The sequence below is a fragment of the Streptomyces sp. NPDC037301 genome (genome assembly GCF_055602785.1).
This window is the reverse complement of the sequence record NZ_JBVJWD010000004.1, coordinates 149,810-174,683: the sequence shown is the minus strand read 5'-3', so window position 1 is coordinate 174,683 and position 24,874 is coordinate 149,810. Positions and strand designations below refer to the sequence as shown.

General features: G+C 69.0%; 24 protein-coding genes, 1 tRNA gene and 1 pseudogene. 13 read left to right on the top strand and 13 right to left on the bottom strand.

All coding sequences use genetic code 11. The annotated features are described in order from the left end of the window. Window positions 1–113: 113 nt before the first annotated feature. The 3 genes from ACZ7IB_RS09530 to pdhA are packed head-to-tail and all read right to left on the bottom strand — an operon-like array spanning window position 114 to window position 3,807. Window positions 114–1,616 carry a dihydrolipoamide acetyltransferase family protein gene (locus tag ACZ7IB_RS09530; RefSeq protein WP_470910773.1) on the bottom strand — a complete coding sequence of 501 codons (1,503 nt, stop codon included), beginning with the start codon at window positions 1,614–1,616 and terminating at the stop codon, window positions 114–116. Further along, window positions 1,616–2,647 carry an alpha-ketoacid dehydrogenase subunit beta gene (locus ACZ7IB_RS09525; RefSeq protein WP_470910771.1) on the bottom strand — a complete coding sequence of 344 codons (1,032 nt, stop codon included), beginning with the start codon at window positions 2,645–2,647 and terminating at the stop codon, window positions 1,616–1,618. Before ACZ7IB_RS09525 ends, ACZ7IB_RS09530 begins: the two co-directional genes overlap by 1 nt. Continuing rightward, complete coding sequence (gene pdhA, locus ACZ7IB_RS09520; RefSeq protein ID WP_470910769.1) at window positions 2,644–3,807, bottom strand: pyruvate dehydrogenase (acetyl-transferring) E1 component subunit alpha; 1,164 nt, start codon at window positions 3,805–3,807, stop codon at window positions 2,644–2,646. Before pdhA ends, ACZ7IB_RS09525 begins: the two co-directional genes overlap by 4 nt. Window positions 3,808–4,071: 264 nt before the next feature. Between pdhA and ACZ7IB_RS09515 the strand changes: the two genes are divergently transcribed. Then, the gene (locus ACZ7IB_RS09515; RefSeq protein WP_470911174.1) at window positions 4,072–4,578 is read left to right on the top strand and encodes an Lrp/AsnC family transcriptional regulator; all 507 of its coding nucleotides are present in this window, start codon (window positions 4,072–4,074) and stop codon (window positions 4,576–4,578) included. Between the two features lie 50 nt (window positions 4,579–4,628). Here the strand turns inward: ACZ7IB_RS09515 and ACZ7IB_RS09510 are convergent, their stop codons facing one another. Both ACZ7IB_RS09510 and ACZ7IB_RS09505 read right to left on the bottom strand, forming a co-directional pair. Beyond that, window positions 4,629–5,429 carry an alpha/beta hydrolase family protein gene (locus ACZ7IB_RS09510; RefSeq protein ID WP_470910768.1) on the bottom strand — a complete coding sequence of 267 codons (801 nt, stop codon included), beginning with the start codon at window positions 5,427–5,429 and terminating at the stop codon, window positions 4,629–4,631. A gap of 41 nt (window positions 5,430–5,470) precedes the next feature. After that, window positions 5,471–6,064, bottom strand: coding sequence for a TetR/AcrR family transcriptional regulator (locus ACZ7IB_RS09505; protein WP_114245475.1), 594 nt, complete (start codon window positions 6,062–6,064; stop codon window positions 5,471–5,473). A 123-nt stretch (window positions 6,065–6,187) separates the two neighbouring features. Between ACZ7IB_RS09505 and paaN the strand changes: the two genes are divergently transcribed. Next, window positions 6,188–7,888 carry a phenylacetic acid degradation protein PaaN gene (gene paaN / locus ACZ7IB_RS09500; RefSeq protein WP_470910765.1) on the top strand — a complete coding sequence of 567 codons (1,701 nt, stop codon included), beginning with the start codon at window positions 6,188–6,190 and terminating at the stop codon, window positions 7,886–7,888. 194 nt (window positions 7,889–8,082) lie between these two features. Here paaN and ACZ7IB_RS09495 read toward each other — a convergent pair whose 3' ends face one another. The 3 genes from ACZ7IB_RS09495 to ACZ7IB_RS09485 all read right to left on the bottom strand — a co-directional run bounded on the left by ACZ7IB_RS09495 (window position 8,083) and on the right by ACZ7IB_RS09485 (window position 10,858). Then, window positions 8,083–8,724, bottom strand: a complete 642-nt coding sequence (locus ACZ7IB_RS09495) for a TrmH family RNA methyltransferase (protein ID WP_470911171.1) — start codon at window positions 8,722–8,724, stop codon at window positions 8,083–8,085. 125 nt (window positions 8,725–8,849) lie between these two features. Next, a complete protein-coding gene (locus ACZ7IB_RS09490) occupies window positions 8,850–10,100 on the bottom strand; it encodes an HTTM domain-containing protein (protein ID WP_470910763.1) in 1,251 nt (416 codons plus the stop codon). Then, entirely contained in the window at window positions 10,097–10,858 is a 762-nt protein-coding gene (locus ACZ7IB_RS09485; RefSeq protein WP_470911168.1) for a DUF5819 family protein, read from the bottom strand. The genes ACZ7IB_RS09490 and ACZ7IB_RS09485 overlap by 4 nt, the downstream gene beginning before the upstream one ends. A gap of 119 nt (window positions 10,859–10,977) precedes the next feature. Here ACZ7IB_RS09485 and paaA point away from each other — a divergent pair, with 119 nt between their 5' ends. The 6 genes from paaA (at window position 10,978) to ACZ7IB_RS09455 (ending at window position 15,817) form a co-directional block, all read left to right on the top strand. Then, window positions 10,978–11,982, top strand: a complete 1,005-nt coding sequence (paaA, locus tag ACZ7IB_RS09480; RefSeq protein ID WP_266359873.1) for a 1,2-phenylacetyl-CoA epoxidase subunit PaaA — start codon at window positions 10,978–10,980, stop codon at window positions 11,980–11,982. Then, window positions 11,979–12,269: a 1,2-phenylacetyl-CoA epoxidase subunit PaaB gene (gene paaB / locus ACZ7IB_RS09475; RefSeq protein WP_093548044.1), complete on the top strand. Its 291-nt coding sequence runs from the start codon at window positions 11,979–11,981 to the stop codon at window positions 12,267–12,269. The genes paaA and paaB overlap by 4 nt, the downstream gene beginning before the upstream one ends. Then, the gene (gene paaC, locus ACZ7IB_RS09470) at window positions 12,266–12,967 is read left to right on the top strand and encodes a 1,2-phenylacetyl-CoA epoxidase subunit PaaC (RefSeq protein ID WP_470910759.1); all 702 of its coding nucleotides are present in this window, start codon (window positions 12,266–12,268) and stop codon (window positions 12,965–12,967) included. The genes paaB and paaC overlap by 4 nt, the downstream gene beginning before the upstream one ends. After that, entirely contained in the window at window positions 12,961–13,467 is a 507-nt protein-coding gene (gene paaD / locus ACZ7IB_RS09465; protein ID WP_470910757.1) for a 1,2-phenylacetyl-CoA epoxidase subunit PaaD, read from the top strand. The genes paaC and paaD overlap by 7 nt, the downstream gene beginning before the upstream one ends. Beyond that, window positions 13,468–14,526 carry a 2Fe-2S iron-sulfur cluster-binding protein gene (locus tag ACZ7IB_RS09460; RefSeq protein WP_470910754.1) on the top strand — a complete coding sequence of 353 codons (1,059 nt, stop codon included), beginning with the start codon at window positions 13,468–13,470 and terminating at the stop codon, window positions 14,524–14,526. Between the two features lie 118 nt (window positions 14,527–14,644). Further along, window positions 14,645–15,817, top strand: coding sequence for an acyl-CoA dehydrogenase family protein (locus tag ACZ7IB_RS09455; protein WP_470910751.1), 1,173 nt, complete (start codon window positions 14,645–14,647; stop codon window positions 15,815–15,817). Window positions 15,818–15,904: 87 nt separating this feature from the next. Here the strand turns inward: ACZ7IB_RS09455 and ACZ7IB_RS09450 are convergent, their stop codons facing one another. The 4 genes from ACZ7IB_RS09450 to ACZ7IB_RS09435 form a co-directional block, all read right to left on the bottom strand. Next, window positions 15,905–16,249: a rhodanese-like domain-containing protein gene (locus ACZ7IB_RS09450; RefSeq protein ID WP_266359861.1), complete on the bottom strand. Its 345-nt coding sequence runs from the start codon at window positions 16,247–16,249 to the stop codon at window positions 15,905–15,907. Window positions 16,250–16,295: 46 nt separating this feature from the next. After that, complete coding sequence (locus ACZ7IB_RS09445; RefSeq protein WP_470910746.1) at window positions 16,296–17,261, bottom strand: J domain-containing protein; 966 nt, start codon at window positions 17,259–17,261, stop codon at window positions 16,296–16,298. Window positions 17,262–17,319: 58 nt separating this feature from the next. Next, window positions 17,320–18,783, bottom strand: a complete 1,464-nt coding sequence (locus tag ACZ7IB_RS09440; RefSeq protein ID WP_470910745.1) for a DUF2252 domain-containing protein — start codon at window positions 18,781–18,783, stop codon at window positions 17,320–17,322. 148 nt (window positions 18,784–18,931) lie between these two features. Continuing rightward, entirely contained in the window at window positions 18,932–20,074 is a 1,143-nt protein-coding gene (locus ACZ7IB_RS09435) for an ABC-2 transporter permease (protein ID WP_470910741.1), read from the bottom strand. A 91-nt stretch (window positions 20,075–20,165) separates the two neighbouring features. On the opposite strand from ACZ7IB_RS09435, the gene ACZ7IB_RS09430 reads away from it, so the two are divergent. Together ACZ7IB_RS09430 and ACZ7IB_RS09425 are read left to right on the top strand one after the other, a co-directional pair. Beyond that, complete coding sequence (locus ACZ7IB_RS09430) at window positions 20,166–20,636, top strand: MarR family winged helix-turn-helix transcriptional regulator (protein WP_470910739.1); 471 nt, start codon at window positions 20,166–20,168, stop codon at window positions 20,634–20,636. A 240-nt stretch (window positions 20,637–20,876) separates the two neighbouring features. Beyond that, window positions 20,877–21,221 (top strand): annotated as a pseudogene (locus ACZ7IB_RS09425) (NAD(P)H-dependent oxidoreductase); the annotation flags it as partial. 193 nt (window positions 21,222–21,414) lie between these two features. Here the strand turns inward: ACZ7IB_RS09425 and ACZ7IB_RS09420 are convergent. Continuing rightward, window positions 21,415–21,497 (bottom strand) — tRNA-Leu (locus ACZ7IB_RS09420). Window positions 21,498–21,813: 316 nt separating this feature from the next. On the opposite strand from ACZ7IB_RS09420, the gene ACZ7IB_RS09415 reads away from it, so the two are divergent. The 3 genes from ACZ7IB_RS09415 to ACZ7IB_RS09405 all read left to right on the top strand — a co-directional run bounded on the left by ACZ7IB_RS09415 (window position 21,814) and on the right by ACZ7IB_RS09405 (window position 24,862). Further along, window positions 21,814–22,704, top strand: coding sequence for an FhaA domain-containing protein (locus tag ACZ7IB_RS09415; protein ID WP_470910736.1), 891 nt, complete (start codon window positions 21,814–21,816; stop codon window positions 22,702–22,704). A 10-nt stretch (window positions 22,705–22,714) separates the two neighbouring features. Beyond that, a complete protein-coding gene (locus ACZ7IB_RS09410; RefSeq protein WP_093895021.1) occupies window positions 22,715–23,230 on the top strand; it encodes an FHA domain-containing protein FhaB/FipA in 516 nt (171 codons plus the stop codon). Between the two features lie 129 nt (window positions 23,231–23,359). After that, entirely contained in the window at window positions 23,360–24,862 is a 1,503-nt protein-coding gene (locus tag ACZ7IB_RS09405; protein ID WP_470910731.1) for a Stp1/IreP family PP2C-type Ser/Thr phosphatase, read from the top strand. The last annotated feature ends 12 nt before the right edge of the window (window positions 24,863–24,874 follow it).

The following is a 24,874-nucleotide window of genomic DNA, read 5'->3' as shown; positions in this document are numbered from 1 at the left end:
TGCGGGCCGCAGCCTCCCGTTGATCCTCCCCGTCCGCAATCCAGTGGATCAGCGAAGGGAGGAAACGGGAGCCCGCTCCCCCCTTTACGCCTACAACGTGCGCAGCTTTACGCCTACAACGTGCGCAGCAGCACCGCCGGTTGTTCCACGCAGTCGGCCACGTAGCGCAGGAAGCCACCCGCCGTACCGCCGTCGCAGACCCGGTGGTCGAAGGTCAGCGAGAGCTGGACGACCTGGCGTACGGCCAGCTCGCCCTCGTGCACCCACGGCTTGGGCACGATCCGGCCGACACCCAGCATCGCCGCCTCCGGGTGGTTGATGATCGGGGTCGAACCGTCGACTCCGAACACCCCGTAGTTGTTCAGCGTGAACGTGCCGCCGGTCAGCTCCGCCGGGGTCAGCCTCCCGGTCCGGGCCGCCTCGGTCAGCCGGGCGATCTCGGCCCCGATCGACTCCGCGTTCCGGGCCTGCGCGTCCCGTACGACGGGGACAATCAGGCCCCGCTCGGTCTGGGCCGCGAACCCGAGATGGACCTCCGGCAGCCGCACGATCTCCCGCGCCTCCAGGTCCACCGTGGAGTTGAGCTCGGGGAACCGGGCCAGCGCGGCGGTGCAGATACGCGCCAGCAGAGCGAGCACCGACACCTTGGGCCCGGCGGCCGGGCCACCGGCGCTGTTCATCGCGGATCTGGCCGCCATCAGCTCGGTGGCGTCGGCGTCGACCCAGCACGTGGCATCGGGGATCTCCCGTCGGCTGCGCGCCAACTTGTCGGCGACCGCGCCCCGTACACCGCGCAACGGGATCCGCTCCACGGCCGGACTCGCAGCCGGCTGCGCCACCGACGGCTGCATCGGAGGCACCGACGGCTGTACCGAAGGCAGCGACGTCGGTTGCGAAACCGACTCCGGCACCGAGACGGCGGCCGGCGTGGGAGCGGCCGCCCCCTCTGTGAGTGCCCTGATGGCGGATTCGACATCGGCCCGCAGGATCAGCCCGTCGGGCCCGGAACCCGCCAGCTGCCGCAGATCAAGATCATGTTGCCGCGCCAGCTTCCGCACCAGTGGGGAGACGACGGCCACCGGCCCCTGCGCCGCGTCCGGAACAGCCGCAGAAACCGCAGCCGCAGCGGTCACATGTGCGGCAACAGTCGCCGCCATCGCCTCGGGACGGACTCGTCGACGACGCGCAACCGGTGCGCCCGTCCCGTACCCGACCAGCACATTGCCGGACGCCTCCGCCTCACCGGAACCGGAACCCGCCCCGCCTGAACCGGCCCCCGACCCCACAGCCGATACCACCGCCCCAGCCCCCGCGTCCGAGCCCGAGCCCACCCCGGAGTCCGCCGGCCCCGCTGATCCCAAGGCTCCCTCGGACCCCACCGCCACCGTCAACAGTGCTGCCCCGACCGGAAGTTCCGTTCCCTCCTCGCCGAACCGCGCGGTCACCACGCCCCCGTAAGGACACGGCACCTCCACCATCGCCTTGGCCGTCTCGACCTCGACGACCGGCTGGTCGATGGCGACGACATCGCCGACCTCCACCAGCCAGCGCACGATCTCCGCCTCGGTGAGCCCCTCGCCGAGGTCCGGCAGCTTGAATTCGAATACCTGGGGCATCAGCTCTCCGCCTCCCACTGCAGGCGGGCGACCGCGTCGAGCACCCGGTCCACGCCCGGCAGATGGTGCCGCTCCTGCATCGGCGGCGGATACGGAATGTCGAACCCGGTGACCCGCAGCACCGGCGCCTCCAGATGGTGGAAACAGCGCTCGGTGACCCGGGCCGCGATCTCGCCGCCCGGGCCGCCGAAACCGGAGGACTCATGGACGACGACGGCGCGCCCCGTACGCCGCACGGAAGCGGCGACGGTCTCGTCGTCGAACGGCACCAATGAGCGCAGATCGACGACTTCGAGATCCCAGCCCTCTTCGACGGCCGCTTCCGCAGCCTCCATGCAGACCGGCAGCGACGGCCCGTACGTGATCAGCGTCGCGCTGCGCCCGGGCCGGCGGACGACAGCCCGTCCGATCGGTTCCACGGCCACCGGCGCCTCGGGCGACCAGTCCGCCTTCGACCAGTAGAGCCGCTTCGGCTCCAGGAAGACCACAGGATCGTCGGAGGCGATCGAGGCCCTCAGCAGCCCGTACGCGTCCTCGACTGTGGCAGGCGTGACGACATGGAGGCCGGGCGTCGCCATGTAGTACGCCTCCGAGGAGTCGCTGTGATGCTCGACCCCGCCGATCCCGCCGCCGTACGGTACCCGGACCGTGATCGGCAACGGCATGGCACCGGCCGTCCGGTTCCGCATCTTTGCGACATGGCTGATGAGCTGCTCGAACGCCGGATAGGCAAAGGCATCGAACTGCATCTCCACCACGGGCCGCAGCCCGTACATAGCCATGCCGACGGCCGTGCCGAGGATGCCCGCCTCGGCCAGCGGGGTGTCCGTGCAACGGTCCTCGCCGAACTCCTTCGTCAGACCGTCGGTGATCCGGAAGACCCCACCGAGCATGCCGACGTCCTCGCCGAGGACATGCACCGTCGGGTCCTCGGCCATCGAGTCGCGCAGCGCTCGCCCGAGCGCCTGCGCCATGGTGGCGGGTTTGGCCTTCGCCGTCCGCTCTCCGGCCGGCGCCGCTGCGGTGGTCATCGCCCTTCCTCCAAGTCGTTGTGGCCGTGCCGGCCCTGCTCGGCCTCCAGCTCGACACGCAATCGGGCGGCCTGCTCACGTAGCTGCGTGGTCTGCTCCACGTAGACATGGGCGAAGAGATCCATCGGGTCGAGCACCGGATCGGCATTCATCCGCTCGCGCAGAGCGGCAGCCATCCGCTCCGCGGCCACGCGCGCCTCCTCGATCCCGTCGTCGCCGAGCAACCCCCGTCCGGTCAGCTCCCGCTCCAGGAGCTGGATGGGATCGTGTGCACGCCACGCCTCCACTTCGCTGTCGACCCGGTAGCGCGTGGCGTCGTCGGCGTTCGTATGGGCGTCCATGCGGTACGTCACCGCCTCGACGAGCGTAGGACCGCCACCGCTCCGGGCCCGCGCAACCGCCTCACCGAGGACTTGGTGCACGGCGGCCGCGTCATTGCCGTCCACCAGCCGGCCCGGCATCCCGTATCCCACGGCCTTGTGCGCCAGGGACGGAGCAGCGGTCTGCTTGGCCAGCGGTACGGAGATCGCGAAGCCGTTGTTCTGTACGAGGAAGACCACCGGGGCCCGCCAGACGGCCGCGAAATTCAGCGCCTCGTGGAAATCACCCTCGCTGGTCCCGCCATCACCGACCATGGCCAGCGCCACCACGTCGTCGCCCTTGAGACGCGCCGCGTGTGCCAGCCCCACCGCGTGCGGCAGTTGGGTGGCGAGGGGGGTGCAGAGCGGAGCGATGCGGTGCTCGCGCGGGTCGTAACCGGTGTGCCGGTCGCCGCGCAGCAGCGTCAGTGCCTCGACCGGGTCCAGGCCGCGCGCCACGGCCGCCAGCGTGTCGCGATAGCTGGGAAAGAGCCAGTCCCGCTCCTCCAGCACCAGCGCGGCCGCTATCTCGCAGGCCTCCTGCCCCGTGCTCGACGGGTAGACAGCGAGTCGGCCCTGCTTGGTGAGGGCGGTGGCCTGCGCGTTGTACCGCCGTCCGCGCACCAGCTCCGTGTAGAGCCGCAGCAGCAGTTCGGGGTCGGCATCGGCCACGGCATCCGTACCGAGTACGCGGTACGGCTCGGGGTCCGGGAGCAGCGGCGCGGGATCGGTGAGCGGCTTCCAGGCCGGGGGCGGCGTGGGCCGGTAAGCGGCCGCGCCGGGCAGCTCTTGGACCGTCATGACAAGCACCTCCTGGCATCGAGGGGTTTTCGAGCGGCGTCTTGGACATCGGAGGATCGTCCGATGTCGAGGGGTGTCGAAATACTTCGAAATGTCGAGCGCTGTCCGAGGCACGGATGCGCTGTGCCTCACCTACCGATTGTTCGGTCGCGAGTGCATTTTGGCTACAGGCACCTTCAGCCTGTGGACAAACGGTTCTCCACAGCCTGGGATAGGAGCAGGTCGTCCAGGACAGGGAGGCGGGGGCACATGTCAGCTGAACAAATGGCCGACGGGGGCGAGGACCCCGGCCAGGTTCCGCCCGCGCGCCCGCTCGACGCCATCGACCGCGACATCCTGCGACTGCTCCAGACGGACGGCCGTGCCTCGATACGGTCGGTGGCCGATCGCGTCCATGTGTCCCGGGCCAACGCGTATGCCCGGATCAATCGGCTCATTGACGACGGCGTGATCCGCGGTTTCAGCGCGCGTGTGAACCATGAGCGGGCGGGGCAGGGCGCCTCCGCGTACATCACTCTCAAGATCGTCCAGAATTCCTGGCGCACCGTGCGCGAACAGCTCCAGGTGCTGCCGGGGGCCACGCACATCGCACTGGTCAGCGGCGACTTCGATGTCCTGTTGCTGGTGCACACCCCGGACAACCGGTCGCTGCGCGAGCTGGTCCTGACCAGGATCCAGGCCATCCCGGAGGTGCTCTCCACCCGCACACTTCTGGTGTTCGAGGAGACGGACCTGGCCCCGGGCCCGGCCAGACCCACCGAGCTGACCTGACGGGAACCGGTGAACGGGAACCGGCAATCCGAATCGGGACCGGAACTTCTTCAGGAACCGTACTTCTTGAGGAATGCCTGGACCGTGGCCCAGTTCTTCACGCTGTCGAGCAGCGCCACCCCGTGCTCGCCCGCACCCCTGACGTAGATCAGCTTGTGCTCCGACGCCTTGGTGCTGGCCTTGTTCAGCGCCTTCGCATCCTCCCCGAAGGACTCGTCGTACTCGGCGGCCATGTAGAGCACCGGCGCGGTCAGCTTCGGGACGGCGTCCAGAGCGTTCATTGCGGAGTACACCGTCGGCGCGGAGAGCGCGATCACCGCGTCCGGCTGCGGCCGTACGGCAGGCGCAGCGGTGAGCACGGCAGTGCCTCCCCTGGACGCCCCCATCAGCAGCAACTTCTTCGCGCCCTTGCCGCGCAGGTACCCGGCCGCCCCGACGATCTCGGAGACCTCCTGGCCCGCCGAATTGACCGCGAGCACCCGATAGCCGGCCCGGTGCAGTTCGTCGGCCTTGTCCTTCCACTGGCAGGCGGTGCCGTCGGACTGGTGCGCGAGCACGATCCCCGCGCCGGTCCCGCCGCCGCTCGCACCGCCCGGTACATAGGCGCCAGTCCCGGTCCCGTCCGCGGACTCGAAGGTGAGGGAGGCAGCCTTCGCCTCCTGCGACGTCAGACAGCCGAAATCGTCCGGCACCGCGGTCTCGCTCGCACTCCGGCCGCCGCGTCCGTCCGCGCCGGCCCCTCCGTCACCGTCGCCTCCACCACATCCGGTCAGCGACACGGCCGCAAGCAGCACGGCAGCCGACAGGGTCCCGGGAACACGCAGGACAGGAGCACGCAAGACAGCGGTCACGCCGAAGGATGGTGGTCTGGGCCTGTCCGGCCGTCAACGGCTCAGCGGCTGGACCGCATCCCCTCGAAGGCCACCCGGACGAGCGTGTCCGCCAGGCGCTCCCCGTCGACACCGCCGTCCGGTTGCGGCCGATACCACTCCACCAGGGAGTTGACCATCCCGAAGAGCAGCCGTGTCACCAGCCGTATGTCCACGTCGGAGCGGAGATCGCCGTCCGCGACCGCCGCCCTGAGCAGATCGGTCACCCGGTGGTCGAACTCGCGCCGCCGCTCCATGGCCCAGCGCTCGGTCTTCGTATTGCCCCGTACGCGCAGCAGCAGCGTGACGTAGGGCAGTTCGGCTATCAGCACATCGACGGTACGACGGGTGACGTACTCGACCCGCTCGATCGCACGCCCCTGCGTCGCTCCCGGCTCGTCGAGGATTCCGAAGAGCCCGTCCAACGCCCGGCTGACCGCACGGCGGAGCAGTTCCTCCTTGCCCGCGACATGGTGATAGATGGACGACTTGGAAATGCCCGCCGCCTTGGAGAGATGCTCCATGGACGTGCCGTCGTAGCCGCGCTCGTTGAAGACACGGACGGCGACGGTGAGCAGAGTCTCCGGGGTGTACGTGTCCCGCTTGGCCGTGGTCATGTCCGCGATCCTCCCCTACGAGTTGTCCACAGGTTTGGCGGGCCCCCTTGTCCCGACCGATCGTTCGGTTACTCTAACTCTGTCCGCCCGTCCCTGCCCAGCTCGATGAGGAGTTGGTCCGTCATGGCCGCCGAGCTCTCCCTGCACCTGCTGTCCGAGAAGCACCGCCCCACGCTCGACCAGGCCCTCGACGCGATCCGTACGCGCGCCTACTGGTCCCCGCATCCCGAGCATCCCAAGGCATACGGCGAGGGCGGCGCCCCCGGCAGCCTGAGCGCCGCCGAGGGCAAAGCGGCCTTCGACGCCGTGCTGCACACCCGGCTCGACCTCGGCCAGCCGGGCACCGACGGCTGGACGGGCAAAGAGACCTCTCCGTACGGACCGGAGCTCGGCGTCGAATATCCGCACGCCGACCTGGACGTCCTGCTGCCGGCGATGCGTACGGGAATGGCCGCCTGGCGTGCGGCGGGCCCCGAGACCAGGGCCCTGGTCTGTCTGGAAATCCTGGCGCGGATCAGTGCCAGGACCCATGAGTTCGGCCACGCCGTGATGCACACCAGCGGCCAGGCCTTCATGATGGCGTTCCAGGCGGGCGGCCCGCACGCCCAGGACCGCGGCCTGGAGGCGGTGGCGTACGCGTACGAGGAGCAGATCCGCACCCCGCAGAGCGCCGACTGGTCCAAGCCGCAGGGCAAGCGCGACCCGCTCCAACTGCACAAGTCGTTCACCGCGGCACCCCGCGGCATCTCGCTCCTGATCGGCTGCAACACGTTCCCCACGTGGAACGGCTATCCGGGCCTCTTCGCCTCCCTGGCCACCGGCAACCCCGTCCTGGTCAAGCCGCACCCGCGCGCCGTGCTTCCACTCGCGCTCACGGTGCAGCTGGCCCGCGAGGTGCTCGTCGAGGCGGGCTTCGATCCCAACCTGGTAGCTCTGGCGGCCGAACGGCCGGGCGAGGGCATCGCGAAGACGCTCGCGGTCCGCCCCGAGATCAAGATCATCGACTACACCGGATCCACCGCCTTCGGCGACTGGCTGGAGGCCAACGCCCGCCAGGCCCAGGTCTATACGGAGAAGGCCGGAGTCAACACGATCGTCCTCGACTCCACCGACAACTACCAGGGCATGCTCGCCAACCTGGCGTTCTCCCTCTCGCTGTACAGCGGCCAGATGTGCACCACCCCGCAGAACCTGCTGATCCCCCGGGACGGCATCACGACCGATGCCGGCGACAAGACGTACGACGAAGTCGTCGACGACATCGCCACCGCTGTCAACGGGCTGCTGGGCGACGACGCCCGGGCGAACGCACTGCTCGGCGCCCTGGTCAACCCGGATGTGAAGGCCCGCCTGGAGGCAGCCGCGGAGCTGGGCGAAGTCGCCCTGCCCTCCCGCGAGGTGACCAACCCGGAATTCCCCGGCGCCGTGGTCCGCACCCCCGTCGTCGTCAAACTGGACGGCACCAAGCCCGACGACGAGGAGCACTACCTGTCGGAGTGCTTCGGACCGGTCTCCTTCGCAGTAGCGGTCGACTCGACAGACGGCGCCGTGGAACTGCTCCGCCGCACGATCCGCGACAAGGGCGCGATGACGGTAGGCGCGTACACCACCTCACCGGAGGTGGAGCGCGCGGTGGAGGACGCCTGCCTGGACGAGTCGGCCCAGCTCTCGCTGAACCTGACCGGCGGGGTGTACGTCAACCAGACCGCGGCGTTCTCCGACTTCCACGGTTCGGGCGGCAACCCGGCAGCGAACGCGGCCCTGTGCGACGGAGCCTTCGTAGCAAGCCGCTTCCGCATGGTGGAAGTCCGCCGCCAGGCGTAATCCCCGTTCCTCCGCCCAGTCATCTTCCGGGCTCCCCAATCAGAAGCGGGGGTGGGGGCGGCGGAGCCCCCGGTTACGAGAAGGGGCGGGCAGGGGAACAGACCCGCCGCAGGTGCCCACCCCCGCCGCCCCACCCACGTCAGAACCCCAGCCCTCCCCGGGGGCCCGGGCCCGCCTCCCCGGGGCCCGGGCTCCTACTCCCGCCCCGCCCCCGAAATCTCCGCATACCGCTGCACCCACGCATGCATGGCAATCGCAGCCGCAGCACCCGCATTGATCGACCGCGTCGACCCGAACTGCGCAATGGAGCACACCATCGCCGCGTGCTTTCGGGCCTCTTCGGTCAGCCCGGGCCCTTCCTGCCCGAAGAGCAGCACACACCGCCGCGGCAGCTCGGTCCGCTCCAGCGGCACCGCCCCCGGCAGATTGTCGATTCCGATGATCGGCAGCCCTTCCGCCGCCGCCCACGCGGTCAGCGATTCCGTGTCGGGGTGGTGCCGTACATGCTGGTACCGGTCGGTGACCATCGCACCGCGCCGGTTCCAGCGCCGCCGCCCCACGATGTGGATCTCCTTGGCCAGGAAGGCGTTCGCGGTGCGCACCACGGAGCCGATATTGAAGTCGTGGCCCCAGTTCTCGACCGCCACATGGAAGTCATGCCGCCGCAGATCCAGATCGGCGACGATCGCCTCCCGTGTCCAGTACCGGTAGGCGTCGCCCACGTTGCGCCGGTCGCCGTGGGCAAGCAGCTCGGGGTCGTACCGCTCCTCCACGGGCCAGGGCAGCGGATGCGGCCCGACGCCGATCTCCGTCCCGAATCCGTCGTCGTACTGCATGGGTTCCGTCGTCGGCACGGATCCGACGGAGGGTTCGCGTCCGAGCCCTCCGGACTCTTCGGTCAACGAATCCCCGCCGGTACTGCCGGTACTACCGGTGCTGCTACTGCTGCCGCTCTCACTACTCACCCGACGAGCGTATGGCCCCCGTCGCCGCTGTGCTGCGGGGCCTCCTCGTCATCGACGGCTCGCCGCTGCCCCGGCACCCTGCCCCTGCGCGAGAACAGCAGCTCCCGCCCGAGGGTCACCCGGCCGCCGAGCCACACCAGGAAGACGGTCGGCAGGAAGACGGAGTCGGCAGCGATCATCGCCATCGAGAAGAACGGCAGCCCGAGCAGCAGGGCGATGCCGACATGCTCACACACCATGACGACGAGCAGGACGTTCTTGACCCGCCGGTTGAACAGGGTGAAGGGGAAGGCGACCTGGACGATGACCGTGCCGTACGTCAGCAGCATCACCATGACACCGCTGGATGCGAGGATGTCCGACAGCCCGGGCCAGGGCGTGAAGTAGTCGAGCTTGAGCGGGTAGTACAGCGCCGTGCCGTCCTGCCACCGCGAACCCTGGATCTTGTACCACCCTGCTGTCGCGTAGATCAGACAGACCTCGGCCATGATCACGACGAGGGTCGCGTTGTGGGCGAGATTGGCGACGACATCCAGCAGGGTGCGCGCTTCGCTGTGGGGCGCGTAGCGATTCACAGCCCACCAGGCACCCTGGCCGGCCCAGAGGACCCAGAAGAGAACCGGCAGCCACCAGGTGCCGCCGAGGCCGTCTGTCACGGTGGCCACGGTCAGAACCAGGCCGAGTACCACCCAGAGAACCGGACCGGCCACATCCCCCAGCACCGAACGCCGCGGACCATCGTCTTCCGCATCCGCCACACGACCCGCGCGCGCCGCACGCCGTGCATCCAACGACCAGACCTGCCCGCAGCGCGTCAACACGAGGTAGATCGCCATCAGATGGATGACATTGTCGCCGCCGTCGCCCATGAAAATGCTGCGGTTCTGCAGGGAGAGCACACCGGCCATGAAGAGGACCGACATGGCGCGGGTATGCCAGCCGACCATCAGCAGCGCGGCGGAGAGCAGAGCAACCGCGTACACGATCTCGAACCAGACCGTACTGTCCGACCACATGAGCGCGGTAAAGGCCTGATTGCCCGATATGAGCTGCTGCGCCATGTCCCAGCGCCACGGGGCGTCGGGTCCGTACATCTCGTGGCGGTGCGGCAGTTCACGCAGCAGGTACAGCAGATAGGTGGCGGAGAAACCGATCCGGATGACGGCGCTCTGGTACGGGCCCAGGGCCGAGGAAGTGATGCGCTGGACGGCGCGCGCGAGCTTGCGGTCGAAGGTGAACGTACTCACTTGTCCGCCCCCTTGGCGTTCTCGGGAAGGTCGTCGGGGGTTACGGTCCACCACGGCAGCACCCGGTAGGACGGCTTCGTACTGATCTTCTCCTCGCTCCATCCGGGCGCCGCGATGGATCGCACCTCGGAACGGATCTGGATGCGCTCGACGGTGCCGCCGTAGTCGTGTTCGCCGAGGCGCAGCATCGCGACGCGGCGGATGTAATGCTCGGAGAGCTCACCGCGCAGGCCGTTCGCCCGGTTCTCGTTGTCATGGGAACCGAGATAGAAGTCCCAGGCGCGACGGAGCTCGTTCTGATGGACGTGGCTGGGGAGCAGATTGCCGCGTATCGCCTTGCCGTCCTCACCGGAGAGGCTCATCCAGGGGGTGGTGCGGCGGCCGTCGGCGCCGGCTATCTCGGCTCGTACATGAATGGCCACGTTCTGCTGAAGCGGGTTCGGGGCGAAGAGCTTCCAGTTCTGCTCGAACTCGGGATAGATCCAGTCGTCGACCGCTTCGCCGTGCTGCTTGGTCAGGGTGTTGGAGGGTGCGACGTGCAGAAACACCATGGCCAGCTGAACGCAGGCGACCAGCCCGATGACCGACAGTGCGATCGCGGCAACGATCTGGTACGGAAGTGACAGGGCAGCCATACCGACACGGGGACCTTGACCCGCCCCCCGACCGGCGCCGGACGACGCGTCCTCGCGCTGCCCCGGCCCTGGCCCGGCGCTCCCGTTCCCGCTCCCGACAGCCCTGTCGCCGTACGAATCCATCCCGCCCCGATCCCCGTCGATCCCCGGTGAGTTATCCACAGGGTTGACACCCTACGGGCCGTCGACTCACCATTGAAGACATTGAACCGAACGATCGGTCGGTCGGTAGGGAGTCCGGGATGACGGCAGTGACTGCGGACCAGACAGCGCAGGCAGGAGCAGGCAGGCCTGAAGGGGCGGACGAGGCCTTGGAGGCGGCCTTCGATGCTGCGGTGGCGGCGGACGAGCGCATCGAGCCGCGCGACTGGATGCCGGATGCGTACCGTGCCTCACTGGTCAGGCAAATGGCCCAGCATGCCCACTCCGAAATCATCGGAATGCAGCCGGAGGCCAACTGGATCTCGCGAGCGCCCTCGCTGCGCCGCAAGGCGATCCTGATGGCCAAGGTCCAGGACGAGGCCGGACACGGGCTCTATCTGTACAGCGCCGCGGAGACCCTCGGCACCGGCCGCGAGGAGCTGCTGGACAAGCTCCACGCAGGCCGCCAGAGGTATTCATCGATCTTCAATTACCCGACGCTGACCTGGGCGGACGTCGGCGCGATCGGCTGGCTCGTGGACGGCGCCGCGATCACCAACCAGGTTCCGCTCTGTCGCTGCTCCTACGGCCCGTACGCCCGGGCGATGGTCCGTATCTGCAAGGAGGAGTCCTTCCACCAGCGTCAGGGTTACGAGCTGCTGCTCACCCTCAGCCGCGGCACCCCGGCACAGCACGAGATGGCGCAGGACGCGGTGAACCGCTGGTGGTGGCCGTCCCTGATGATGTTCGGCCCGCCGGATGACGCATCGGCCCACTCGGCGCAGTCGATGACCTGGAAGATCAAGCGGCACTCCAACGACGAGCTGCGGCAGCGCTTCGTGGACATCTGTGTCCCACAGGCCGAGGCGCTGGGGCTCACCCTCCCGGACCCGGACCTCCGGTGGAACGAGGAGCGTGGACAGCACGACTTCGGGGCGATCGACTGGCAGGAGTTCCAGGAAGTCCTCAAGGGCAACGGCCCGTGCAACGAGCAGCGCCTCACCCAGCGCCGCCGGGCGCACGAGGAGGGCTCCTGGGTCCGGGACGCGGCGGTTGCGTACGCCGAGAAGCACACAGCAGTACGGAACGGGGAGGCAACAGCATGAGCAGCTCGACCGAATGGCCGCTGTGGGAGGTGTTCGTGCGTTCGCGCCGCGGGCTGTCCCACACCCACGCGGGCAGCCTGCACGCCCCGGACGCGGAAATGGCCCTGCGCAACGCACGCGATCTGTACACGCGCCGTTCCGAGGGCGTCTCCATCTGGGTGGTCCCGTCCGCACAGGTCACAGCCTCCTCGCCCGACGAGAAGGACTCCTTCTTCGAGCCGGCCGGTGACAAGCCGTACCGGCACCCGACGTTCTACGAGATCCCGGAAGGGGTGAAGCACCTGTGACCGCGGCCCTCGCCCTGGGCGACGACGCGCTGGTGCTCTCGCACCGGCTGGGGGAGTGGGCGGGCCATGCCCCCGTACTGGAAGAGGAAGTGGCCCTGGCCAACATCGCCCTGGACCTGTTGGGACAGGCCCGGGTGCTGCTCTCCCTTGTCGGGGACGAGGACGAGCTGGCGTATCTGCGCGAGGAGCGTGCCTTCCGCAACGTCCAACTGGTCGAGCAGCCGAACGGCGACTTCGCCCACACCATCGCCCGCCAGCTCTACTTCTCCACGTACCAGCGGCTGCTCTACGAGCAGCTGGCGGCCGGTGAAAGTCCGTTCGCCGGGCTGGCGGCGAAGGCGGTCAAGGAGGTCGCCTACCACCAGGACCACGCGGAGCACTGGACGCTGCGGCTCGGCGACGGCACGGCCGAGAGCCATGAGCGGATGCAGCGCGGGGTCGACGCCCTCTGGCGGTTCACCGGCGAACTGTTCCAGCCCGTCGAGGGCGTGGAGATCGACTGGCAGTCGCTGAACAGCGGCTGGCTGGAGTCCGTCACCACAGTGCTGCAGCAGGGCACGCTGACCGTACCGGCCGGCCCGCAGACCGGAGCATGGACGGCGGGCGCGGGACGGCAGGGCATCCACACCGAACCTTTCGGCCGGATGATCGCCGAGATGCAGCACCTGCATCGCAGCCACCCGGGGGCGTCATGGTGACCGAAACGCTCCTGGAGGAGGAGCTGCACCGACTGGCAGGCTCCGTACCCGATCCCGAACTGCCCGTGCTGACCCTGGACGAGCTGGGGGTGCTCCGGGGCGTGGACGTGGTGGCGCCCGGCAAGGTAACGGTACGCCTCACCCCGACCTACACCGGCTGCCCGGCGATCGAGGCCATGTCCGCCGACATCGAGCGGGTGCTGCACGACCACGGCATACCGGAAGTCTCCGTGGTCACCGTGCTCTCGCCTGCCTGGTCCACGGACGACATCAGCGCGGAAGGGCGGCGCAAGCTGGCCGAGTTCGGCATCGCGCCCCCGCGCCCGCACGATGCCACGGCCCCCGCAGGCGGCCCAGTGCCGCTCACGCTCTCGGTCCGCTGCCCGCACTGCGGCTCGACCGATACGGAGCTGCTGAGCCGGTTCTCCTCCACCGCGTGCAAGGCACTGCGCCGCTGTGTGACGTGTCGCGAACCGTTCGACCACTTCAAGGAGTTGTAGATGTTCCATCCGCTCCGGGTCCGCGCGATCGAACGGCTCACGGACGATTCGGTGGCCGTCACCTTCGCCGTGCCGCCCGAGCTGCGCGAGACCTTTCGCCACAAGCCCGGCCAGCACCTCAATGTGCGCTACAGCGTCGACGGTGAGGAGATCCGCCGCTCGTACTCGATCTGTTCCCCGGCCACCGAGGAACCGTCGGATCCGGCGCTACGGGTGGGCATTAGGCTCGTCGACGGCGGCGCGTTCTCCACGTACGCGCTGAAGGAACTCACCGTCGGTGACCTGATCGAGTCGATGCCCCCGATGGGCCGCTTCGTGCTCACGCCCCGCGCCGGACATTTCGCGGCGATCGTAGGGGGCAGCGGGATCACCCCGGTGCTGTCGATCGCAGCGACACTGCTGGCGCGGGAGCCCGACGCCAGTTTCTGTCTGATCCGCAGCGACCGGACGGCGGTCTCGACGATGTTCCTGGACGAGGTCGCCGACCTCAAGGACCGCTATCCGGACCGGTTCCAGCTGGTCACGGTGCTCTCCCGGGAGGAGCAGCAGGCAGGTCTCCCTTCCGGCCGGCTGGACAGGGACCGTCTCACCGAGCTGCTGCCCGCGCTGCTACCCGTGCCGGAGGTGGACGGCTGGTATCTGTGCGGGCCGTTCGGACTGGTACAGGCCGCCGAACGCGCGCTGCACGGCCTGGGCGTCGACCGGACCCGTATCCACCAGGAGATCTTCCATGTGGACGACGGCCCGAACGCACCTGCCCGCACCCGGGCCGAAACGCCTGCTCACAGCAGCCTCACCGCGACCCTGGACGGCCGCTCCGGCACATGGCCGGTACAGGAGGGCGAATCGCTGCTGGAGACCGTGCTGCGCAGCCGCTCCGACGCGCCGTACGCCTGCAAGGGCGGTGTGTGCGGGACCTGCCGGGCATTCCTGGTCTCGGGCAAGGTACGGATGGACCGCAATTTCGCGCTGGAGCCCGAAGAGACGGGCGCCGGTTATGTGCTGGCGTGCCAGTCACATCCCGTCACTCCGGAGGTGGAGCTCGACTTCGACCGCTGACCGCGCCCCCTCTCCGTCTCCGTCCGCTTCCTCCTGTTCCCTTCTTATAGAACCTGTTCTATCTTGACGATCCGTCAGGTCCGGGTACGGGAGCAGCGGTTCGCAGGAGGCCAGGGCAGTGGACTTCACCTTCACCGAGGAACAGCAGGCAGCCGCTGAGGCAGCGAGAGCGGTCTTCTCGGGCGTTGCGCCCGACGGGGTACCCAGCCCCGCTCTCGTGCCGGGAGCGGTGGCCGAGGACATCGACCGGCCTCTGTGGGCCGGGCTCGCCGCAGGCGACCTGCTGAGTCTGACGCTGCCGCCGGAGCATGGCGGGGCCGGGCTCGATCCAGTCGCGCTCTGTCTGGTGCTGCGCGAGTCCGCCAGGATACTTGCGCGGGTGCCGCTGCTGGAGACGTGCGCGGTCGCGATGGCGCTCCAGCGCTACGGCGACGCGGGGCTGGCCGCCGAGCTGCTGCCCCGGGTCGGCCGGGGCGAACTGGTCCTCACCGTCGGGGCCAACGGCCGCACCGGCCACGATCCGGCCGAGCTCGCCGTCACCGCCCGCCGGGAAGCCCCCGCGAGCAACCGGCCTGGCAACGCCGACGGTGATGCTGCGGGCTGGGTGCTCGACGGGGTGCAGTCAGGGGTGCCGTGGGCGCAGGCCGCGGACTGGGTCGCGATTCCTGCCCACACAGGCGAGGGCCGGGCCGTTGTGGCCCTGATCCGGCCCACCCACGACGGCGTCGCTCTGGCCGAGCAGGTCTCCACCAGCGGTGAGCTGTTCGCCGAGGTCCGGCTGGATTCGGTACGAATCAACAGCCGTGCGCTGATCGACACCGCCGGGGCCTGGGAGTGGTTGCGCGCCCTGCTCATCACCGGGACGTGCGCACTCGCGCTGGGTCTGGGCGAGGCTGTGCTGACCATGACGAGCGAATACACCGGCAAGCGCGAGCAGTTCGGCTTTCCCGTCGCGACCTTCCAGTCCGTCGCCGTACAGGCCGCGGACCGTTACATCGACCTGCGGGCCATGGAAGTGACGCTCTGGCAGGCGGCCTGGCGTATCTCCACCGGGGCCGGCGGTGCGCTGCCCGCTGAGGGCGACATTGCCGTGGCGAAGATCTGGGCGTCGGACGGTGTCCGCCGGGTGGTACAGACGGCACAGCATCTGCACGGCGGCTTCGGCGCGGACACCGACTACTCGCTGCACCGCTTCCATGCCTGGGCGAAGCAGATCGAGCTCTCCCTCGGCCCGGCGGCGGCACACGAGGAGGCACTGGGCGACCTACTGGCCGCGCACCTCCTCAGCTGATACCGGCCAGGTCCTCGGACAACACGGGTCGAGCGTCCGCTCGGCACCCCGGCAGCCCAGCACTCCAGCAGCCGAGCGGCCCCGGTCTCAGAGCACGAAAGCCGGGTTGCCGTTGTCGGTGACCATGGGACGTCCGGCACCGTCCCAGGCGAGCATCCCGCCATCGATGTTCACGGCGTCGATGCCCTGCTGCACCAGGTACTGGGTGACCTGGGCGGACCGGCCACCGACCCGGCACATCACGTGCACGCGCCGACCGTCCTCGGCAGCTTCGGTCAGCTCACCGAAACGGCCCACGAAGTCACTCATCGGAATGTGCAGGGCGCCTGCGACATGCCCGGCCGCCCATTCGTCGTTCTCCCGGACGTCCAGCACAAAGCCGTCCGACGGAACCGCCGCGACATCCACCGAGGGCAGCGGGGCGAAATTCATGGGTCATGCCTTCTCTCGTACGTACGCTCCAGAGTCACCGGGAACGCTACTGCACCAGACCCGCCAGCTCCGCCTCACGCTGAGCGACCTCGCCCAGCAGCTGATCGGCGATCTCGTCGAGCAGCCGGTCCGGATCGTCGGGCGCCATCCGCAGCATGGCCCCGATCGCGCTCTCCTCGAGCTCCTGGGCGAGCACCGTCAGGAGTTCCTTGCGCTGGGTCAGCCAGTTCAGCCGGGCATAGAGCTCCTCGCTCTCGCTGAGCTCCGCCTCCGGCACCACCGGCCCCGCCGCCCACTCCTGCGCCAGCTCCATCAGCAGCGCCTCGTCCCCACGCCCATAAGCAGCGTTGACGCGGGTAATGAATTCCTCCCGGCGTGCCCGCTCCGTCTCGTCCTGCGCCAGGTCCGGGTGGGCCTTGCGCGCCAGCTCGCGGTAGAGCTTGCGCGCCTCCTCGGTCGGCCGGACCCGCTTGGGCGGCCGGACCGGCTGCTCGGTCAGCATCGCCGCCGCCTCGGGGGACAGCCCGTCGGAGTCGATCCAGTCGTGGAACAGCTCGTCGACGCCCGGCATCGGCATCACGATCGCCCGGGCCTCCTGCGCCTTGCGGAGGTCTTCGGGGTCACCGGTCCTGGCGGCCTGGGCCTCCGCGATCTGCGCATCGAGCTCATCGAGGCGGGCGTACATCGGCCCGAGCTTCTGATGGTGCAACCGGGAGAAGTTCTCGACCTCGACCCGGAAGGTCTCCACCGCGATCTCGAACTCGATCAGCGCCTGCTCCGCCACCCGCACAGCCTTGGCAAGCCGAGCCTCGGGCCGAGCTCCCTCAGCAGTTCCGTCGGCAGCCCCGCCAGGCCCGCCGTCAGCCCCAGCGGCAGCGTCGGCCTCCGAACCTGCAGCGGCATCGGCACCGGCAGGCCCTCCGTGCTGCGCATCCTGCTCGTGCTGCCGGTCGTTTTCCTGCCGGTCATCGTCGTTCCGGGTGATCGGCACCCCGGCGGCTTCGTGGGTCACCCGTCCAGCGTATGGCCACCGTCCACGCCCCGAGGACGCGCGGTCGACTCAATGCCCCTCACACGCCCGGTTCGGCGGCTATCCGCCCCGAACCGATGGCCCGCACCAGCTCCGTGTGGTCCGCCTCAGTACGGTCCGCGTACGTCACCGCGAACGCCGCCACCGCCTCGTCCAGCTCCTCATTCTTGCCGCAGTAGCCCGCGATCAGCCGCGGGTCGGCGCTGTGCGCATGGGCCCGAGCCAACAGAGCCCCGGTCATACGGCCGTAGTCGTCGACCTGGTCGGCTGCCAGTGCTCCCGGGTCCACACTGCCCTTGCGGTTCCTGAACTGCCGCACCTGGAACGGGCGCCCGTCGACGGTGGCCCAACCCAAGAGAATGTCGCTGACGACCTGCATCCGCTTCTGCCCGAGCACCACCCGGCGCCCCTCGTGCGCCACTGCCGGTACATCGAACCCGACAGCCGGGAGGTAGGGCGCCAGCATGGATGGCCGCGCCTCCTTCACCTGCAGCACCAAGGGCTCGCCACGGTGATCGAGCAGGAGCACCACGTACGACCGGGTGCCGACGCTCCCCGTGCCGACCACCCGGAACGCCACGTCATGGATCGCGTATCTGGCGAGGAGCGGTACCCGGTCGTCCGAGATCGTGCCCAGATAGTCGCCGAGTCCCGCCGCCACCGCCGCGGCCTCCTCGTCCGGCACCCGCCGCAGCACCGGCGGCGCGTCTATGAAACGGCGTCCACCGTCCCCGGAATCCTCGGTGGACTTGGCCGCGAAGCGGGCGCTGGTGTTGTTACGGGCCTTCTCCGAGACCCGCTCCAGGGTGCCGAGCAGATCCCGCGCATCCGTGTGCGAGACCAACTCCTCGTCCGCGATGGCGTTCCAGGCGTCAAGCGCGGGCAGTTTGGCCAGCAGCCGCATCGTCCGCCGGTATGCGCCCACCGTGTCGTATGCGCCCTGGCGGCAGGTGTCCTCGTCCGCCCCGGCCTCACGCCCAGCGAGCACGAGCGAGGTGGCGAGGCGCTTGAGGTCCCATTCCCAGGGGCCGAACACAGTCTCGTCAAAATCGTTCAGATCGATGACCAGGCTGCCCCGCGCATCGCCGTACAGCCCAAAATTGGCCGCGTGCGCATCGCCGCAGAGCTGGGCGCCCACCCCGCTGACCGGCGTGCCCACCAGGTCATGGGCCATCAGCCCGGCCGAGCCACGCAGAAACGCGAACGGTGTGGCTGCCATCCGCCCCACACGGATCGGAGCGAGACCGGGCACCCTGCCCCGGCTCGACTCCTCGACCGCCTGCACGGCATCGGGTCGCCCGGCCGGAAGGTCAAGGGCGGAGTGAGAGGCCCTGGGCACCCTCTCCCGCAGCGCCTTGCCCGCTTCCCTGGGCGACTGCGGCGCATTCTTGCCCGCCGCAGTCGCCACAGTCGTCCGACGCGACGCGAATCCGGGCACGACCGGAATGCGCGGATCATCTGTCACAGCCCGCTGAACCGGCACTGCCGCTTCGATTTCACCCATGACGCGCAGCCTCCCCCGCCTTCGCCCTGCGCTACTGGCCCCATGCCCTGTCGCAGATCAATTGCGACGAAGGTACCGCCGTTCACCGAAAGCCGTCTGCCCCTGTGGAAAACTCACCTCACGGCCTGTGGACAACGCTCTGTCCTGGTCAGACGCCGACGGCCGCCTCTTCCAGTTCTTCCCCCAGCTCTTCCTCGTCGTCCGCCTCGGTCCGGACTTCGGCCTTGACGTGCCGCCCCCGTCCCTGTGCTCCCCCGGCCTCGGCGGACCCGACGACGGCGCCGGCCTGAGCCGTCTCCACGGTGGCCCTCCGCCGCTTTGCCTCGGCCAGCCCCGCCGCACCCATCACTGCCAGGCCCACCACGAACCAGAGCGCGAGCACCAGCACATGCCGGCCGAGCGCGTGTCCGCCGAAGTACACATGGCTGCGCACACCCTCGACGAAGCCCGCACCGTTCCAGAAGGAGTGCAGCGCACCGAAGAAGCCGGGCTGCAGCTCGGGCCGGAAGATGCCGCCGGAGCTGGTGAAGTTGAGCATCACGAAGAGCACCATCACGCCGAGCGTCGTCCACCGCTTGAGAAAGGTGTGCATTCCGACGCCGATCAGCAGAATGCCCAGCGAGTAGAGCCAGGCCATCGCCCAGAGCCCGCCGAGCCCGTGGTCCACGAGACCGAACAGCGGACCGGCGAAGACCACTCCGATCACGCTCACCGCCAGGGACGCAGCAACCGTCAGAGCGGCCCTGATCCGCAGCGCCAGCACCGCGCCCGCACCACCGATCACCGCGACCGATGCGTACGAGCCGATACTCACCGCGACCAGCAGGAAGAAGATGCCCTGACCGGTCGGATCGCCGTCAGCGGTCGGTGCCGTGTCCGTCACCTTCAGCGGGTCCCCCTCCGCGGCCGCAACCTCGGTGAAGACCTTCTCGACCACCGTGGCGCTGGTGTCGGAGGACGCGCTGGCCACCAACAGCTCGGGGTGCTTCCCCGGCAGGTAGGCACCGTAACTCGCCTGCGTCCTGAGGTGGTTCACAGCCGTCGCGCGATCGGGGACCGTGCGCACACTCAGCGCCCCGTCACCCTTGTCCTGCAGCGTCTGCGCGAGCACCTGCGCTCTCGACCCCGACCCGACCACGTCCACCCGCAGATCGTGCGGCTCAGGGGCGTGGAACGCCCCGAGGTAGGCGAGCCCCATGCCGATGCACATCAGCAGCGGCGTGACGAGATGGCTCAGCACATGACGCAGAGCGGCGGCGGTGGAGCCGGCGGCGCTCGGGCCTGACGACATTCGGAACTCTCCAATAGTTGGCTTTTACAACCCCTAACCCGTTGTACTATACAACCGAAGTTCCAAGGAAGGCGGAGAGGAAGGCGAAGCAGTGCCAGGCACCCCCGGAGAACGCCAAAAATCACTGGATGTCATCCAGCGCGAACTGACCGCCTTCGCACGCCGCGCGCGCTCCGCGGCGGCCCGCCTCCATCCAGAGCTGCCCCTGGTCTCGTACACGCTGCTGGCACACATCGACGACCGGCACGGCTGCCGCGCAACAGATCTGGCCGCGCACTACATGCTGGACAAATCGACGGTCAGCCGACAGATCGGCGCCCTGGAGAAACTGGGACTGGTCGAACGACACCCGGACCCGGACGACCACCGCATCCAGGTGCTGCACCCCACCGAGGCCGGAACCCAGGCGCTCGCATCGACACAGGCCAGCCGCCGCTCCGCCTACCAGGAGCGCCTCGCGGACTGGACAGCGGACGACCTCGCCGGCTTCGCGGAATACCTGCTGCGCTACAACGCGGCGGGCGACCCGAGCACGACCTCCCCGCAGACACCGAAGGCCTGACCCGACAGAACATCCTCCGGCCCGCTACAACCGGCGCGACGGCCAGGACGCATCCTCAGCCCCCCTCGCGGCATCCGGCACGCGTCAGCAGGGGCCGTCGGACATTGAGGGGGCTTCTGACCAAGCTCCCACCAGGTCATGTTCCACCCGCCGGAGCCATGAGAACGAGCCCCGGCGGCCGGACAGTACAACGCGAAGACAGCCCAGCAGGGCGTCAGTCAGTGCCAGAGTCACGACCACCGGAACCCACGTACCACCATCAATGTCAGTGCCGCCTTTGTGCAGGCCTGGCGTGAGCAGCACCCCGACGGACAGGTTGTCTACCGCGATCTCGCCGCCGCCCCGCTGCCCCACCTGGACGCTGCGGCCGTCGCCGCCGGCGCCGAGTTGGTCCAGAACTACCTGGAGAAGCTGCTGACGAGCATGTTCGGCGCCGAGGTCGACTTCATCGTCCCGGCACTGACGCCGACCCGGTCCCAGCCCTCGATGGCAAACCTCATTCCACTCGCCGACGCCTCCCGCGCCCAGGCGTTCACTGCGGCTGCAGAGAAGGCCAAGTCCCTCGCTGCCCGCCTCGCAGCCTGAGTCGTACGGCACAGAGCCGACCAGGGCCCGCGGGAGCCGGGACCCGACCAGCAGCCCACGGAGGCGACGCCCCCACACAAACCCCGAAAGCCTCATGCCACCACAGGACGCCCCGAATCCGGCGTTTCACGTGAAACCAAACCCGAGAACGAAGAAGCCCCACAGACCGTTGGCCTGTGGGGCTTCTCTCTTGTGCGCGAGGGGGGATTTGAACCCCCACGTCCCTAAGGACACTGGCACCTGAAGCCAGCGCGTCTGCCGTTCCGCCACTCGCGCAAGAGTGGTGTTTCCAGACTCTCTCACCGTTTGGTGCGAGCGCCTGGCGACATCCGGAAGATTAGCACGCTGGACAGGGTGGATTCACATCCGTTGTTTCACCGAATGCCTGGCGGGAACGGGGAACGCCGTGCGGCGGCCCCCACTCCTCCTCAGTGCACCCCAGGTGCGGGACACTGTCAGGAGGCCGCCTCTACGATCCGTGTGAGAGGTGACACTCATCCACAGGGCAGACAAGGGGAACCAGCCGATTTCCCCACGCGTGGATACGATCAGTAAGCAGTACAGGGACGACTACAACGGAGGAGGTGCCCCAATGGGAGTCATGAAGCGTTTCGAGCAGCGTCTCGAAGGTCTGGTCAATGGCACCTTCGCCAAGGTCTTCAAGTCCGAGGTCCAGCCGGTCGAGATCGCGGGAGCCCTCCAGCGCGAGTGCGACAACAACGCAACAATCTGGAACCGTGAGCGGACCGTCGTCCCCAACGACTTCATCGTCGAGCTCAGCACCCCGGACTACGAGCGACTCAGCCCGTACTCCGGCCAGTTGGGCGACGAACTCTCCAGCCTGGTCCGCGACTACGCCAAGCAGCAGCGGTACAGCTTCATGGGCCCCATCAAGGTCCATCTGGAGAAGGCCGACGACCTCGACACCGGGCTCTACCGGGTGCGCAGCCGCACCCTGGCGTCGAGTTCGTCACAGCAGCAGGACCCCCAGGGCCGGCCAGGACTGCAGAACCCCCCGGGACAGCACGGCCAGCCCCCCTACCCAGGCCCGGGGCGGCCTGCACAGCCCACCGGAGGCTACGGCTACCCGCCCAGCTCCGCCCCGCCCATGCCCGCGGCCCCGCCGCCGGGCGCGGGCAGGCCCGGGGCGCCCGGTAGCGACCGGCACCCGCCGGCCGGCCCCAGCCCCCTGCCGAACGCGCAGGTGCGGCGCTGGATCGAGATCAACGGCACCCGCCATCAGATCTCCCGCCCGACGCTGGTGCTGGGACGCAGCACCGACGCCGACGTGCGGATCGACGACCCCGGCGTATCGCGCCGGCACTGTGAGATCCGGACCGGAACGCCCTCGACGATCCAGGATCTCGGGTCTACCAACGGCATCGTGGTAGACGGGCAGCACACAACCCGCGCTACGCTCCGCGACGGCTCGCGGATCGTCGTGGGCAGCACCACCATCGTTTACCGGCAAGCCGAAGGGTGAAGCGGGGGCAATGTCAGAGCTGACCCTGACGGTCATGCGGCTAGGTTTCCTGGCTGTTCTGTGGCTGTTCGTGATCGTGGCCGTCCAGGTCATCCGCAGCGACCTGTTCGGAACGCGCGTCACGCAGCGCGGCTCACGCCGCACTGCGACCGACGCACGGCCGCCACAGGCACGCCAGAATGCCGCGGCACCGCCGCAGCAACGTCAACAGCCCGGCCGCCAGCGCCGGGGGGCACCCACAAAGCTGGTCGTCTCCGAGGGCACACTCACCGGCACCACGGTGGCGCTCCAGGGGCAGACCATCACGCTGGGCCGTGCCCACGACTCAACGATCGTCCTGGACGACGACTACGCGTCCAGCAGGCATGCCAGGATCTACCCCGACCGTGACGGCCAGTGGATCGTCGAGGATCTCGGGTCCACCAACGGCACGTATCTCGACCGGACCCGACTCACCACCCCGACACCTGTTCCGCTGGGCGCGCCGATCCGGATCGGCAAGACCGTCATCGAGCTGCGGAAGTAGTACGACAATGAGCGAGCGGAGCGAGCGAGCCGCGGCGGTCCGGGCAACGGACCCGGCCCGGCTCCCGACCGGAGGGTGGGCAGTGTGGCTCGAGACCGGCTGTACCCCGAGCCGACGGGAGAGGTGCGCATGAGTCTTTCCCTGCGCTTCGCCGCCGGATCGCACAAGGGCATGATCCGGGAAGGCAACGAGGACTCCGGCTACGCCGGTCCGCGCCTTCTCGCCATCGCCGACGGCATGGGCGGCCAGGCAGCCGGCGAGGTCGCCAGCTCCGAGGTGATCTCCACGCTCGTCCAGCTCGACGACGACGTCCCGGGCTCGGACATCCTCACTTCGCTCGGTACGGCGGTCCAGCGGGCCAACGACCAACTGCGCATGATGGTCGAGGAGGACCCCCAGCTGGAGGGCATGGGCACCACGCTCACCGCCCTGCTCTGGACCGGCCAGCGCCTCGGCCTCGTCCACGTCGGCGACTCCCGCGCGTACCTGCTGCGCGACGGCGTACTCACCCAGATCACCCAGGATCACACCTGGGTGCAGCGGCTGGTCGACGAAGGCCGGATCACCGAGGAAGAGGCCACCACCCACCCGCAGCGCGCCCTTCTGATGCGCGCCCTGGGCAGTGGCGACCACGTCGAACCCGATCTCTCCATTCGTGAGGTCCGGGTCGGCGACCGCTATCTGATCTGCTCCGACGGGCTCTCCGGCGTCGTCTCCCACCAGACCATGGAAGAGACCCTCGCCAGCTACCAGGGCCCCCAGGAGACCATCCAGGAGCTGATCCAGCTCGCCCTGCGCGGCGGCGGCCCGGACAACATCACCTGCATCGTCGCCGACGTCCTCGACGTCGACAGCAACGACACCCTGGCCGGACAGCTCAACGACACCCCGGTCATCGTCGGCGCGGTCGCCGAGAACCAGGCTGCACAGATGTCCGCCGCCGAAAGCACAGCCGCCATGCAGACCCCCGCCGGACGAGCGGCCGGCCTCGGCCGCCCCGTCCCGCCGCCCGCAGGCGGCTTCGGTCCGCCCGGAAGCGGTGACGGCGTCGGCTACGGCGAAATGCCTGACGGCTCCTTCGACGAGTACACCGACGAGGACTTCATCAAGCCCGGCGGCGGCCGTAAGTGGCTCAAGAGGTCCTTCTACGTCGTGCTCGCGCTCGCTGTCATCGGCGGCGGTCTCTACGGCGGCTACCGCTGGACCCAGAACCAGTTCTATGTCGGCGCGAAGAACGAACATGTCGCGCTGTTCCGTGGCCTCAACCAGGACCTGGCCTGGGTCTCGCTCTCGAAGGTCGAGAAGGACCACCCCGAGATCGAACTCAAGTACCTCCCGCCCTACCAGCGCAAGCAGGTCGAGGCGACCATCGCCGAGGGCGACCTCACCGCCGCACGCGAGAAGATCGGCGAACTCGCTGTCCAGGCATCCGCCTGCAAGAAGGACGCCCAGCGACGCGCGGCCGAGAAAGCCCGCTCCGACGAGGGCCAAGCCGGTGGTATGGGCTCGGACGTCACCAAGACATCCGCCGCTTCCGGTGCCACCAAGACCAAGCCGACCGCAACTCCCACTCCTGGTCCCAGCCTCTCGGAGGAAGAGAAAAAGCTGGTCCCGCAGTGCGGTAAGCAGTAAAGCCGTAGGGGG

Coding starts and splice junctions, on each gene's coding strand:
- ACZ7IB_RS09530 (WP_470910773.1), bottom strand. CDS start 1,616: ATGCCCCAGGTATTCGAATTCAAGCTGCCGGACCTCGGCGAGGGGCTC.
- ACZ7IB_RS09525 (WP_470910771.1), bottom strand. CDS start 2,647: ATGACCACCGCAGCGGCGCCGGCCGGAGAGCGGACGGCGAAGGCCAAA.
- pdhA (WP_470910769.1), bottom strand. CDS start 3,807: ATGACGGTCCAAGAGCTGCCCGGCGCGGCCGCTTACCGGCCCACGCCG.
- ACZ7IB_RS09515 (WP_470911174.1), top strand. CDS start 4,072: ATGGCCGACGGGGGCGAGGACCCCGGCCAGGTTCCGCCCGCGCGCCCG.
- ACZ7IB_RS09505 (WP_114245475.1), bottom strand. CDS start 6,064: ATGACCACGGCCAAGCGGGACACGTACACCCCGGAGACTCTGCTCACC.
- paaN (WP_470910765.1), top strand. CDS start 6,188: ATGGCCGCCGAGCTCTCCCTGCACCTGCTGTCCGAGAAGCACCGCCCC.
- ACZ7IB_RS09495 (WP_470911171.1), bottom strand. CDS start 8,724: ATGCAGTACGACGACGGATTCGGGACGGAGATCGGCGTCGGGCCGCAT.
- ACZ7IB_RS09485 (WP_470911168.1), bottom strand. CDS start 10,858: ATGGATTCGTACGGCGACAGGGCTGTCGGGAGCGGGAACGGGAGCGCC.
- paaA (WP_266359873.1), top strand. CDS start 10,978: ATGACGGCAGTGACTGCGGACCAGACAGCGCAGGCAGGAGCAGGCAGG.
- paaB (WP_093548044.1), top strand. CDS start 11,979: ATGAGCAGCTCGACCGAATGGCCGCTGTGGGAGGTGTTCGTGCGTTCG.
- paaD (WP_470910757.1), top strand. CDS start 12,961: ATGGTGACCGAAACGCTCCTGGAGGAGGAGCTGCACCGACTGGCAGGC.
- ACZ7IB_RS09460 (WP_470910754.1), top strand. CDS start 13,468: ATGTTCCATCCGCTCCGGGTCCGCGCGATCGAACGGCTCACGGACGAT.
- ACZ7IB_RS09450 (WP_266359861.1), bottom strand. CDS start 16,249: ATGAATTTCGCCCCGCTGCCCTCGGTGGATGTCGCGGCGGTTCCGTCG.
- ACZ7IB_RS09440 (WP_470910745.1), bottom strand. CDS start 18,783: ATGGGTGAAATCGAAGCGGCAGTGCCGGTTCAGCGGGCTGTGACAGAT.
- ACZ7IB_RS09435 (WP_470910741.1), bottom strand. CDS start 20,074: ATGTCGTCAGGCCCGAGCGCCGCCGGCTCCACCGCCGCCGCTCTGCGT.
- ACZ7IB_RS09415 (WP_470910736.1), top strand. CDS start 21,814: ATGGGAGTCATGAAGCGTTTCGAGCAGCGTCTCGAAGGTCTGGTCAAT.
- ACZ7IB_RS09410 (WP_093895021.1), top strand. CDS start 22,715: ATGTCAGAGCTGACCCTGACGGTCATGCGGCTAGGTTTCCTGGCTGTT.
- ACZ7IB_RS09405 (WP_470910731.1), top strand. CDS start 23,360: ATGAGTCTTTCCCTGCGCTTCGCCGCCGGATCGCACAAGGGCATGATC.